The sequence below is a fragment of the Bacillus sp. CPT56D-587-MTF genome, from assembly GCF_058792335.1.
This window is the reverse complement of the sequence record NZ_JBYTEF010000002.1, coordinates 39689-52764: the sequence shown is the minus strand read 5'-3', so window position 1 is coordinate 52764 and position 13076 is coordinate 39689. Positions and strand designations below refer to the sequence as shown.

At 35.5% G+C, this 13076-nt stretch carries 6 protein-coding genes and 6 pseudogenes; 3 read left to right on the top strand and 9 right to left on the bottom strand.

The window, feature by feature from the left end; translation table 11 throughout:
- Positions 1-136: 136 nt before the first annotated feature.
- The 3 genes and pseudogenes from AC3WVZ_RS29540 to AC3WVZ_RS29530 form a co-directional block, all read right to left on the bottom strand.
- Positions 137-469, bottom strand: a pseudogene (locus AC3WVZ_RS29540) (recombinase family protein); the annotation flags it as partial.
- Between the two features lie 103 nt (positions 470-572).
- Positions 573-1268: an HNH endonuclease gene (locus AC3WVZ_RS29535; RefSeq protein WP_233936791.1), complete on the bottom strand. Its 696-nt coding sequence runs from the start codon at positions 1266-1268 to the stop codon at positions 573-575.
- A 461-nt stretch (positions 1269-1729) separates the two neighbouring features.
- A pseudogene (locus tag AC3WVZ_RS29530) lies at positions 1730-1858 on the bottom strand (IS3 family transposase); the annotation flags it as partial.
- An 89-nt stretch (positions 1859-1947) separates the two neighbouring features.
- Between AC3WVZ_RS29530 and AC3WVZ_RS29525 the strand changes: the two are divergent.
- Complete coding sequence (locus AC3WVZ_RS29525; RefSeq protein ID WP_233936647.1) at positions 1948-2655, top strand: IS6 family transposase; 708 nt, start codon at positions 1948-1950, stop codon at positions 2653-2655.
- Between the two features lie 325 nt (positions 2656-2980).
- Positions 2981-4383 (top strand): annotated as a pseudogene (tnpC, locus tag AC3WVZ_RS29520) (IS66 family transposase).
- Positions 4384-5370: 987 nt separating this feature from the next.
- On the opposite strand, the pseudogene AC3WVZ_RS29515 reads toward tnpC, so the two are convergent.
- The 4 genes and pseudogenes from AC3WVZ_RS29515 to AC3WVZ_RS29500 all read right to left on the bottom strand — a co-directional run.
- Positions 5371-5968, bottom strand: a pseudogene (locus tag AC3WVZ_RS29515) (RNA-guided endonuclease TnpB family protein); the annotation flags it as partial.
- A gap of 488 nt (positions 5969-6456) precedes the next feature.
- The gene (locus AC3WVZ_RS29510) at positions 6457-6753 is read right to left on the bottom strand and encodes a hypothetical protein (RefSeq protein ID WP_233936789.1); all 297 of its coding nucleotides are present in this window, start codon (positions 6751-6753) and stop codon (positions 6457-6459) included.
- A gap of 1208 nt (positions 6754-7961) precedes the next feature.
- A pseudogene (locus tag AC3WVZ_RS29505) lies at positions 7962-8248 on the bottom strand (RNA-guided endonuclease TnpB family protein); the annotation flags it as partial.
- Positions 8249-8311: 63 nt separating this feature from the next.
- The gene (locus tag AC3WVZ_RS29500; protein WP_100910607.1) at positions 8312-9019 is read right to left on the bottom strand and encodes an IS6 family transposase; all 708 of its coding nucleotides are present in this window, start codon (positions 9017-9019) and stop codon (positions 8312-8314) included.
- Between the two features lie 118 nt (positions 9020-9137).
- Between AC3WVZ_RS29500 and AC3WVZ_RS29495 the strand changes: the two are divergent.
- Positions 9138-10148, top strand: a pseudogene (locus AC3WVZ_RS29495) (RNA-guided endonuclease InsQ/TnpB family protein).
- A 154-nt stretch (positions 10149-10302) separates the two neighbouring features.
- Here AC3WVZ_RS29495 and AC3WVZ_RS29490 read toward each other — a convergent pair.
- A complete protein-coding gene (locus AC3WVZ_RS29490; protein ID WP_233936788.1) occupies positions 10303-12156 on the bottom strand; it encodes an FtsX-like permease family protein in 1854 nt (617 codons plus the stop codon).
- Between the two features lie 18 nt (positions 12157-12174).
- Positions 12175-12936, bottom strand: a complete 762-nt coding sequence (locus tag AC3WVZ_RS29485) for an ABC transporter ATP-binding protein (RefSeq protein WP_100910635.1) — start codon at positions 12934-12936, stop codon at positions 12175-12177.
- Positions 12937-13076 lie beyond the last annotated feature (140 nt).

Below are 13076 nucleotides of genomic sequence, written 5' to 3'. Positions count from 1 at the left end.
TGTCCAAATTGATTATATAGGGCAGTTATTAAGTTCATACCAGCCTTGAACTACCTCACTTTTACTTCGTTTAGAAGTAGGGTGTTTTTGCCCATCCCCTCGAAAAGGGGGAATAAGAAAAAAGCAAGCTTTTCTTTTAAGCGAGCTTGCTTTTTTCTAAGCTATATTCGTATTCTTTGACTCTTCTATAAAATGTATTACTCTTCATCCCTACTCTTTGCATGGCTTCTACTGCGGTAATTTTATGATTTTTCCATTCTTGATAAGTTTCTTTAAAAGTATCATCAATTTCAACTTTTTTGCGGCCAAATTTAACTCCTTTTTGAAGTGCAATTGTAATTCCCTCTTTTTGTCTTTCACGGATTCTTTTTCTTTCATCCTCAGCCATATAACTTAATAACTGCAAAATTAAATCTGAAATTAGGGTTTCAATTCCATTTAAATCTTTATAGTTCATGGTGTTAAGAAGGTAGGGTAAGAATCCAGCGCCTTTCCATATTACTATGATAGGTTTCCAAAAACTCCCCCCCGAACCGTACGTACACCTTTCAATGTATACGGCTCTCCATTTATCAATCTAATCTGCCTACATGTAAATCTATGTGACACCGAGAACAGAGAGCGATAGTTTTTCTACGTCTGGCTATCATAATTTGCTCCCATCTTCTTTTTCCCTTTAAATCTTTTAGTTTTCTAACGTGGTGTATTTCTAGTGGTGTTTTTATTGTGCCACATATTTCACATTCTTCAGCTAACAATCTGTCTACTAAGCTCGTTCTTCCCAAATTTTTCATGATGTTGGGAAGAGTATCGTAGTCAATTTTATTATTAGTATTTTTCTGTCTTCGAAATCCTTTATCGTAAAAGTATCTTATCTTTGTTCCTTTTTTTGTTTGGTACTTAACCCCGAATTTCCCGTTAATGTTGTACTTATTAATAATACTTCGTACGCTCGTATTGTATTTACCAGCAAAGGTTTTATACATACTGTACTCCATAATGTACTTATACTTATTTATAACTGATACGTTTCGCGCCAGTTTGTAGTATTCGTATAGCCCCTTTATCTCTGTATTGTATATAGATAGTATCGCTACGTCTTCGAGATTACGTAGGAAGGAGCGAGACTTCGGTTTCCATTTACCTGTCTTATTATTAATTTCGAGTACATTTTTCTGGAGAAGATTTCGTATCCATCTTTCTTTGGGAACATATAAAACTGGGGCGAATGAAAATATTCTTTTTACTCCCCAATCTTCTGTTTTCATCGATGATTCTGTTCGGGAAATCATTATGTCGGATCCAAGAAATCGAGCTAATTTCTTGCTGCTTGTGATTAAAGTCTTGTCTTGAGATAACTCCAATTTTAGTTTTTCCCGTAAGAAGACCGTTAGGTCTTCTTTAATTTTTAATGCATCTTCTTTGCTCCCAATGACACCTATCAGAAAGTGAGTAGACCTAAGGAACTTCCCCCTAAGTCTCTCTCAGAACCGTACGTGAACCGCTCAGCTCATACGGCTCCCATTATTCGTTGCCGGTAGTATCCCATATTTCCAATGTGCAAATAGTTTACGGTCTCGTTGCGCAATAGTACCTAGCCAATATTCTGCTTTCCTTTCATTTATCAAAAAATATAATTATCAAAAACCATCGTTTTTGCGACGAATAAATGATTAAAAAGCTCATTTCCCTGAAGTGAACCCTGAAAACGGGACACCTATCAAAACACCTAAACCACTTGTTCCCTAAATTCTTTAGGGGATAGGTGGTTTAATTTTTCTTGAATTCGCACACAATTGTAGTAATGAATGTATTCTAGCACAATCTTTCGCACAGTTGTGTTGGATACTTTTGTGGTTCTGGTGCAAAAAAGTTAGGTTAATTGCAAGTAATCTTCTAATTTGGGACATACTGATACGATTACTCTACAAAAGGGATGTGATCAGTATGAAAAAGGACAATTTGTTTAAATGGAAGCATTACCAACCAGATATAATTTTATTAACTGTACGTTGGTACCTACGGTACAATCTAAGTTTTCGAGATTTGGTGGAAATGATGGAAGAAAGAGGATTATCCTTAGCACATACAACGATTATGCGCTGGGTCCATCAATACGGACCGGAACTGGATAAACGTATCCGATGTCATCTGAAACAAACAAATGATTCATGGCGAGTGGATGAAACGTATATAAAAGTAAAAGGGCAATGGATGTATTTATACCGTGCGGTTGATTCTGAAGGAAATACGATTGACTTCAATCTTAGTAAAACTAGAAATCATAAGGCTGCAAAGCGATTCTTTAAGAAAGCTTTGCAATCTTTTCATGCCTCAAAACCTCGTACAATTACAATTGATAAAAATCCTGCTTATCCAGTTGCTATCACCAAATTAAAGAACGAGAAAAAAGTGCCGTTAGGCACTCAAATTCGGCAGATAAAATATCTAAATAACGTAGTGGAGCAAGACCATCGCTTCATTAAAAAACGTGTACGCTCTATGTTAGGTTTTAAATCTTTTGGCACAGCTACATGTATGCTTGCGGGAGTAGAAGCCATGCACATGATAAAAAAAGAACAGGTGGATTTACAGAATCAGTCTGTTCGCAATCAAAAAGAATTTATTCATCAATTATTTGGATTCACAGCGTAAAGAATGATTCCAGTAGGAATCCTCATTATTTTTTGGGAATGTATCCTTTATTTGCACCAGAACCTTCTGACGACAATTCATCTCCACCTGAATTGTTGAGTCTCACCTGTAACACAAATCAGATGGAGTCTTCTTGCCGAAAAGGATAAATAGCAAAACAGTTTTTACTTTTAATGAAAGAGCTCTGTGTACTAGAGCAATCTCTCTGTTGTTAAGTTTTAATGTAACTACTCAGCCACCTTTCGGTGTCTTTTTTAAATTTTACTAGTTTCATATGCCTCCCATTTGTAAATACTGAGTATATCAAACAGGGGAGGTGAATCTTATGGTCGATCGAAAAATTATTTTAGATACATATAAAAAAGGACCTGAAGCTGTTATTTCTTTATTTGAAGAAACATTTTCTAAGTTAGAAAAACGTATACAAGAACTAGAAAATGCTTCAAAAAAAACTCCAAAAATAGTCATAAGCCACCTTCTACAGATGGTTTGGGTAAGCCCGTTACAAAAAGTTTGCGCAAACCGTCTCATCGTCAAACGGGTGGCCAGTTGGGCCACAAGGGACATACTCTTGGTTTGACAGCGACTCCAGATCATACGATTACACATTCTCCTACATATTGTACTTGTTGTCATACTTCCTTGAACCACGAGCCTGTAAAAGGGTATCGCATTCGCCAAGTGTATGACTTACCACCTATTCAGATCGAAGTGACAGAACATAAAGTAGAACAGAAAGAATGCCCACATTGCCATTCTATCCAAGAAGCCCAATTTCCTTCGACAGTATCTCGTCCTGTTCAATATGGTCCAAATATAAAAAGACTGATTCCCTATTTAACGCATTATCAATGCATTTCTTTGAAGCGAACAAAAGAATTCTTTCAGGATTGTTTTGGACATTCTATAAGCGAAGGAACCCTGGTAAATCATACACAGGCTTTCGCTTCTCAATTGCAGCCATTCATAAAAGAAGTAAAGGAAAAGATTCTGCAGTCTCCTGTTGTCCATTTTGATGAAACTGGTATGCGTGTAGAAAACAAAACACAATGGTTACATACTGCCAGTACACCGGAGGTGACATTGCAACATATTCATCAAAAACGTGGAAAAGAAGCAATGGATGCTGGAGAAATCTTGCCATCTTTTTCTGGAATTGCGATGCATGATGGTTGGAAATCGTATGATGCGTATACAGATTGTCGTCACGTTTTATGTAATGCCCATCTCTTACGAGATTTACAAGGAATTATAGATAGTACTGGAGAACAATGGGCACAACAGATGCAGAAATTTCTAACGCAAGCGTTGACGATGAAAAAGCAATCCGAAGGTACCATGCCAAAAGCGACGCAAAAGAATCTGTTTATTATGTATCAATCCATATTGAAAGAACAACAGATTCTTTCCACGAAACAAAAGAAGAAAGGAAAGCAGACGCCTTCTCAAAATTTATGGAATCGCTTCGTCAAGTATTCTGACAGAATTCTAGCGTTTTTAGAACATCCAGCCATTCCATTTGATAACAATCAAGCAGAACGGGATATTCGGATGACGAAAGTAAAACAGAAAGTGTCTGGGACTTTCCGAAGTAAGAAAGGCGCAGAATCTTTTTGTCAGATACGAAGCTTTATGAGTACCATGAAAAAACAAAAACAATCGGTCTTACAAGCGATAAACCAAGTCATAGAAACTAGAACGGTTCCTTGGAATAACACGACTTCATAAGAGAATTTCTCTATTTGGCATAGATTCTTTCTCTGATTGGAGTATTTTCTTTTCATGTTTTCGAATCGGAAACATGTATTTGGCCTGTTTTTTTATTTGAAGAAGCTGAGTAGTTACGTTTTAATTCTGAATTTCCCTTAAATATGCGCATTGCAATAACTAAGATACTAGCTTTTTTCATTATTTTTCTTTAAAAAACCCACCTATCATACGATTCTTCTTACTGTCCTATAGATTAGCTCAAAAAACTTTACAACAGAACTAAAAAATATGCTATCCCAATTAAAAAATAAGGATAGCATATTTTTCTTCATTTACTGATAAAGTGATCAAATTTCTTTCTGTATAGCCATATTCTATTGTAACTACATTTCACTTAGATTCCCAATAATCCCGTGACAATAGCTGGTAATCCCAAAGCTGCATACACTGTAATCATACCTAAAAAACCTGCCATGCATGTTCCCTCCCCTAATAAATTAAATATAAAACATAAATTAATTCTACATTTTATATAGTACACTTTAATAATATTATATTTTTGAAATGTATAAAGTTTAAGTTTGTCCGTAATTAAGACGAACTTAAATACTTAGTCACAAGATCCTGGTTGTAGGGGCATCGCTACCCAGCTACATTCCTAAAGAATCAATTATATTAGAGGATATTTCTTCTTTTTCAAAGGCTACATGCAGAGAATTTAAAAATATGACCTTTGCTAAATATAGAAATTCTCTTCTTGATATTAACTAATTTTCTATTTTAAAGCGTCCTTTATAACGGGGTACCGTTTATAGATTCAAACTTATTTTTCTTTCAAAATCGAACAATAGAAATCTCATATTTATAGATCCATTGACTAAAATCAGGGTAATCTCTATTTTTTTCTGCATTGCCTCTTGGAATAATTAATCCTATATTCCCACTTTCACTTCGTTTAGAAGAAGCAGAATTCCCCAGTAAAGGCTTCTATCGAATTCTAATTTATTATGTTAGTTCCACAGTACTTGCGATTAGAGATCTTATCACTTCATTCTTCAGCTTGATACTCGCGTTCCTATCGCTATCGTGGTGTATAAAACAAGAAGTTCAGCTTCATTTACCTAGGTTTACATTTTTAACGTCTTTGTTTTGATATCCACAACAAGAGCATATTTGGCTGGAAGCAAATGTTTTCAATACGACAATGACTTGTTTACCGTGCCATTTTGCTTTGTATTCGAGCATAGTTCTCAAAATGCATCCATGATACCCCATTATTTGATTTTGCTAGCTTATAATTCTGTAACCTATTCAATACTTGCAAATCCGCTACACTAATCACATCGTAGTTTTTGATGAACTTCAGTTGAGGCTTTGTCCAAATAATTTTTTCTAGTATTCGTCATGTATTCATAAATACTAGCTACTTTTACTCGCTGCTTATGTTAACGAGAAGATCTTTTTATTCTTCCAGCAAGAACACGCTACACTTTCGCCAACTCTTCTTCTCATGACCGAAAAAACTTCAGATTTTTAAAGATTGGGTTTTCGGAAGTTCTTGCGTTTCTGTTTTAACTCACAATGACACAAAGTATCTGCCAGAAAGGACCTTAATAAATACTGACGATTCATGAAATACATTGACCACTCTGTGTTCTTCTCTTTTTCACATATAAAAAGAGCCCTTTCAACCCACTATTTTTTATGGATTTCAAATTTGGCTCTTATAATTGTTCATCTATATTGTTTTGTAAATCAATCAGAATCCTGGTTTTTAATTCTGATAATGTTGCATTTAAACTTTCTTTTGCACTCCCTTGGTTTACTCCTTATTTCCTTCCTAAAACCATCCTTGACTTTCTGTGGAAGCATATTAGCCGTCACACTTAAAAATTCCCTGTTAATAACTGAATTTATCATAACCATAATTCCCTCCACAAAATGATGCAATCACGCTCGTTTGGGACTCATTCCAGTTGTTTTCAGTCACCATTTACAATCGCTGACTCTGCCGTTTTACAACACCTCAGCCACCTTCAATAAACTCAATGTCCTTTACCCTGTATTGTACTATTCTCTCTATTTACATTATCATCGAAATGGTAATATAGATTTCATTTGATCTGTTTTTGAATCTATAATAGATACAAGTCCTGTATTTGCATTTGTAATATATATTTTATCTTGATTTACAGTCGTTTGCACACCATTTATTGACGGATTGGATATCCCCATTGGTATAGGATAATTGTTTACATCCTTTCTTGTAATAAAAAATAATACAAAAGCAATAATCAAAACTATCCATACAAATAACCATGTACCTGTTAAATAATTCTCTTCAAAATCTCTCTCTTCAGGTTGTGGATTCGTTATGGATATATTCACATTATTCTCCACATACTCACCTCTGTATACATAGTATATATTAACAAACTATGCAAAAAAATTTTATTGGTTATACCAACCAATAAAATTCCGCCAATCCAAACCCCAAAAGTCTCCTCGCTAAGAACCATCTTCAAAAATGCAGACGGGTGCTTCCTCTTTGAAAAAGGTTATTTGTATAGTTCGTTGTTTTCATCTCCCTGTTATAGTAACAGTAACCTAATCATGTTTCCTATAGCAATAACGTTATAAGGAAAATTTTCACATGTACAGTTGCACCTCTTTCATAGATGGTGATGCGGCTGTTTTTATTTATTTCTATGAGAAAGTCGTTATTATTTTATTCAGCAAACCAATCATATACTCCTTCACCAACTTTAACATTATGATATTTTCCATCTCATTAAAAATTAGAATAGTACATTCTAATTTCGTTTAATAGATACACTCACTTACGAAATCTTGTCCTCATTTTGACCTAGATGATCCATTGTAAGCAAATACTGTATACTAGCAATAAAATTCATAATCCATAAATTAGATTTAATAAACATCATGAACAAGCATTACTATATACTCCTCATTTCCATATTTAAAATCAAAATGACGATTAAATACGAATAATAAGTATCCCCATAGCTAAAATTCTTTTATACCCTAAACCCCCATTATCATCTCTTTAACAAAGGTAATTTTTCAAATTATATTATTAAACCATCTATGGTATAGTAAAGACAATCCAACATTCTCCTTCCCCCTACAGAAGGTAAATTGGGTTTTCTACCTATACTGCACACCCATGACAAAGCCGATTCAGAACAACATCCATTCGGCTTTGTCTTTATTTTTATGTAGTGAGAAGAATACAGAGAGTTTCATGGTTATTCTAGAAACATAAATTAGAACCCTTCTAGGACAAAATCGAGTTTTTACAATTTATTCTTTTTATTTCTAAACACGGATTGAGTTTAAACCCTCTCTAAAATCGGACAAAACCGGATTCTTTATGTAAACAGCACATGGCAGCGTTTTCTCCCTAAATAATATGTCCATTATCATCCCCATGCTTTGAGCATATTCGTTTATATCTAAAACGCGAAGCCACTATTTTATTTTTTGAAAAAGCATGTATACATATCCGTAAAGTGGCGAACAAACGACTACATCACAATACATTTTACTTCCTTTAGCCAAACAAACTCTTTCTTCCGAGCAAGAAGTTTGGCCGAATTCTTTGTGATACGAAAGGTACCTAACTTGTGTTTCAATAAGTCGAAGTTGCGATTGTATCTGTCGATTAATAAAGCACGAACCTGTAAACATGTTGACTTGCCCTTTACCAGAAACGGGATGGAAATGTGTGTATAGCCAAAGGAATCGTTTTGGTTATTCTACACACATACTGGTCTTTTTAAAATCAGAACGATTTTGTATGTACTCTTTTCACTTTTGTAGAAAGTACATTTTTCGCATCTGTAATCGCTTGATTTTTAAGGGTTCTGGTGCAACAATAGTGGAATGTGAAAAAAGAATAGAAGATTCCTAACGGAATGGAACTTTATGCTGTTAAACCAAAGAGTTCATTGATAAGATATATCTGCTTTTGGACAGACTTCTCCCCTTGGAGAGTTTGTCCTTTTTTGATCATATGCATAGCTTCTATTCCAGTAATCATTTTTATAGCTGTAGGGAATGATTTCAATCCTAGCATATTCCGAATCCGTTTTTTGATAAACCGATGATCTTGCTCAATGATATTGTTTAAGTATTTTTTTACACGAAGTGGTATACCGTGTGGTATACACTTTTCTTCCTTTAGTTCACGTACTGCAACAGGATAGGCTTTATCGCCATCAGCAGTTATCGAACGAGGTTTTGTGGCATGAACAGAAGCCAAGGCTTTCTTTAGAAAACGTTTGGCAGCCTTCGCATCTCTTTTACGACTTAAATAAAAATCAATCGTGTTTCCTTCAGAATCAATCGCGCGATATAAGTACATTTTCTCTCCTTTGATTTTGATGTATGTTTCATCCACACGCCAAGAATCATTGGTTGGTTTCAAATGTTTTCGAATACGCTCATTTAATTCTGGTCCATATTGATGCACCCATCGCATAATTGTTGTATGTACTAAGAATAATCCTCTTTCCTCCATCATTTCCACTAAATCACGAAGACTTAAGTTGTACCGCAGGTACCAACGTACGGTTAATACAATGATATCAGGCTGATACTGTTTCCATTTGAATATATTTTCTTTTTCCATACTGATCACACACCTTTTTTTAGTAATAGCACCAGTATTGCCAAGTTTGAAAGAGCATTTTCAAATCATTTCGCTTTTTTGCACCAGAACCAATGATTGCCAACAAAAAAAACAAATCATGCTATTGGAACAAAGTAGCCACGAGTATATAAAAGTCATGAATGCCCTTGTATCTGAAATGGTTGAAGCAAAGAAAAGCACGAAGAAAAGTACAAAAGATATGGAAGCCAATCTCCCAAGTGCGGTGAAAAATCAAGCAATGAAAGATGCGAAAAGTGTGTTTTCTACAAAGGTGAAAAAGAGTGCATACAAAATCGTTCCGATTCTAAAAAGACCTGTTTGTGTATGGAATAACCAAAACGATTCATTTGATTTCACGCACATTTCAATTTCGTTTATGGTAAACGGAAAGTCAACTCGTTTACAGGTTCGCGCTTTATGAATTGACAAATATAATCGCAATTTCGAATTGTCGAAGCACAAGTTAGGTACACTTCGTATCACGAAGAAATCTGCTAAATGGATTGCTCAAATATCTGTCACAATTCCTACAAACGAAAAAACGGGAACAAAGATTTTAGGAGTAAACTTAGGTCTTAAAGTTCCTGCGGTAGCCATCACAGATGATGATACAGTTCGTTTCTTCGGGAACGGTAGGCAAAATAAATGTATGAAACGTAAGTTTCACAGTGTTCGCAAGAAGTTAGGAGAAGCTAAGAAACGGAATGCCCTTCGTCAACTTGATGATAAAGAACAAAGATGGGTGCAAGACCACAAAGTAAGTCGTGAAATCGTCGATTTTGCAACGGATCATACTATTTCTGTCATTCGATTAGAGCAACTCACGAACATGAGACAGACGGTACGAACAAGCCGTAAAAACGAAAAAAATCTACACACTTGGTCATTCCATCGTTTCGCACAATTCATCGCGTACAAAGCGACATTAGTTGGCATAAAGGTCGAATATGTGAACCCTTCTTATACAAGTCAAACATGTCCGAAATGTTCTGAAAAGAACAAGGCGCAAGACAGAACATACAAGTGCCCATGTGGATTTGAGAAACATCGTGATATCGTTGGGGCGATGACTATTCCTGTGGTTGGCGGGAATAGTCAATCAGCCTAAGAACCTATATGGTCTGTCTTAGGAGGGGTGATGACACACCCTCATCTTGAAGGCTGTTCAAAACAGAAATGGACTGCGAACGCTTAGTCATTCAAGAATCCCATCCGTTACACCGTAAGGTAAGACTTGCGGCTTTAGCCGTGGGAGTGTCAAATTACTCTTCTTTTAGAAGTACAATTTTTTTATATAATTGAACCGTAATGAAGTAATAGATCAAGTAAATCAATACAAAAATAACAAGTGGTAACCATATACGGAAATACGGATCAATTAAAAGAGGGCTGAACATATTCATACCAACTAATACGTGAACAATACCCACCATTGCTGGGACTAAGAATACAAAGAATAACTCTTTATAAATCGATTGTGTTAATAACTCTCGGCGAACACCGATTTTACAAAGCATTTGATAACGTGTACAATCTTTGGATGCACCAGACAGAACTTTAAACATCAGGCAGCTTGCCATCATTGCTAAGAACGCAATTCCAACGAAGAATCCCATAAACATGAGTCCGCTAGAAAAACTTTGATTCCCTTTATAGGTTTGATATTTACTACCCAGTTCTTCTGCTTTCACATTTTTATATTTAACTAGCTGTAATTCATCAAGTTTTTTCCATTCTTTTACGTATGCACCAAAATTATCTGTTTTCCCAATAAACACGGTATTTTCTGTACCTTTCATACTATCGTATATGTTTTGATTGACAATTTTCACTTCATGATTCGGATACATATACTCTGGTTGAATTGTTTGGAAAACATCACTCCATTGTCTTGGTTTTCCATCATCTTTCCCCCATTGTCTTGACAACACAAACGCATTCATGGGTATTTTCTCTGAAACTTTCATTGTCTTCTCATTTTTTCTATCTATGACTAAAGGACGATTATTCTCTAGCTCTTCTTTTGTATAATAAATATACGTATCATCCACCTTATAGTGATATTCAAGTTTCTCTTTAAATGGAATGCTGTCTAACAATTTCTTTTCTTCCACTGTTGGATTATGAACTATCGAATCATAAATCGTTCCTTTATCAGTCTGTTTTATAACATCGTTTTTAAATGCCATACCACACGCAATTCCACCCGCTCCAAGAGCCACTAACAATGCTACCGTGGCGAGTACATTTGCTAGGCTATTCATACGGAAGCTTAATTGTGCAAAAGTAAAAGCATTCAGCCCTTTGTCCCTACGTTTTTTATTACTTTGTACCTTTTTCATCATAACGGGGAGAAGAGATCCAAATAGCGTGTACGTACCAATTGTAGCTGTGATTAATCCAATAGCCATGAACGTAGGAACGCTTAGTATATCTTTTCCTTGTAGCTGTGATATATAGATCAGTGATGTATACCCAATGCCTAGTAAAAGCAAACCAAGGAATGCAACTACAGCTGTCATTTTCCCTTTTACCGCGACACGCTCTGTTTGTGCATCTGCATGTACAAGTTGCAAAACAGAAATACGTGACAATTTCATACTATTCAGGATGGCTGATAGTACAAATAAGACAAAAAAGAAGAGGCAAGTAACAGTCATAGATGGAATATAAAATGCTTGATACCCTTCTCCAGAAAAATCCAACTGTTTCATTAATAACTGACCGATACCTTCTGCAAGTCCTACACCAACTGCAATTCCGATTGCAAGAGATGCGGTACCTACTATGATTGTTTCGATAAACATAAGTAAGGTAACTTTATGTTTTTTTGCTCCTAACATCATGTACATGCCAAACTCTTTTTGGCGAAGAGATAATAAGAACGAGTTTGCATATAAAATGTAGAAAAACGTTACAATCGCTAATAAAACAGAACCGATTTGGAATGCTATTGCAACTATCTCAGCATGTGGATTTGATTCAAGGAACGTTTTATTTAATGATAACGTTTGAAATAGATAAAAAGTTGAAATAGATACGATAAGACCAGCAAGTAAGACAATATAATCTTGTAATTTACTTTTTAGCCCAGACATGGAAAGTTTAAATAACATGCTCCTAGACCTCCTTTCTTACGCTTTTTGTGTACCTAAGTCCGCAAGCACATCTAAAATTTCTTTATAAAACTCTTCACGTGTACCGCCGCGGTGAATTTCTTTATATAGCTCACCATCTTGAATGAATAAAATTCGCTGACAGTAACTTGCACTATACGGATCATGTGTAACCATCATGATAGAAACGCCTTGCTCTTTATTTAAGTTTGTCATCGCATCAAGTAAACTCGTTGCATTTTTAGAATCAAGCGCTCCTGTTGGCTCGTCCCCTAAAATAATGGCAGGTTCATGCACTAACGCACGTGCTGCGGCTGAACGTTGTTTCTGTCCACCAGATACTTCAGATGGATACTTTTGAAGTATTTCTGTAATCCCTAACATATCCGCTACTTTTTCTACTTTCGATCCAATATTACGTGACGCGACACCTTGAAGAGATAATGGAAGTGCGATGTTTGCATAAATAGATAAGTTCTCTAATAGGTTAAAGTCTTGGAAAATGAATCCTAATTTTTGTGAACGAAAATCAGAAAGTTCACCTTGCTTCATTTTCGTAATATCTGTACCCGCGATTTCAACAACACCGCCCGTTGCTTTATCAAGTGTTGAAATTACGTTTAATAATGTCGTTTTACCAGAACCAGATGGCCCCATAATTCCGACAAACTCCCCCTCTTGAATGGAGAATGAGACACCTTTTAACGCATATGATTGATTCTCTCCTTTTTTACCGTACACTTTTTGGACGTTTTTCACGTCTACAACTGGCTTCGTCATATATATCCTCCTACAATTGTTATTCTCTTACTTATTTTGCTCTTTTGGAAGATGAATCGCTATTGATTGATATGACAGTAACCTTACATTTTTGTAAGGGGATGTTTCTTCCATTTTAAAACAGCTACTTTAGTATAGGA

Bases quoted from the DNA above. Each gene is read 5' to 3' on its own strand.
- AC3WVZ_RS29485 (WP_100910635.1), bottom strand. From the start codon at position 12,936: ATGACGAAGCCAGTTGTAGACGTGAAAAACGTCCAAAAAGTGTACGGT.
- AC3WVZ_RS29500 (WP_100910607.1), bottom strand. From the start codon at position 9,019: ATGGAAAAAGAAAATATATTCAAATGGAAACAGTATCAGCCTGATATC.
- AC3WVZ_RS29490 (WP_233936788.1), bottom strand. From the start codon at position 12,156: ATGTTATTTAAACTTTCCATGTCTGGGCTAAAAAGTAAATTACAAGAT.
- AC3WVZ_RS29535 (WP_233936791.1), bottom strand. From the start codon at position 1,268: ATGAAAACAGAAGATTGGGGAGTAAAAAGAATATTTTCATTCGCCCCA.
- AC3WVZ_RS29525 (WP_233936647.1), top strand. From the start codon at position 1,948: ATGAAAAAGGACAATTTGTTTAAATGGAAGCATTACCAACCAGATATA.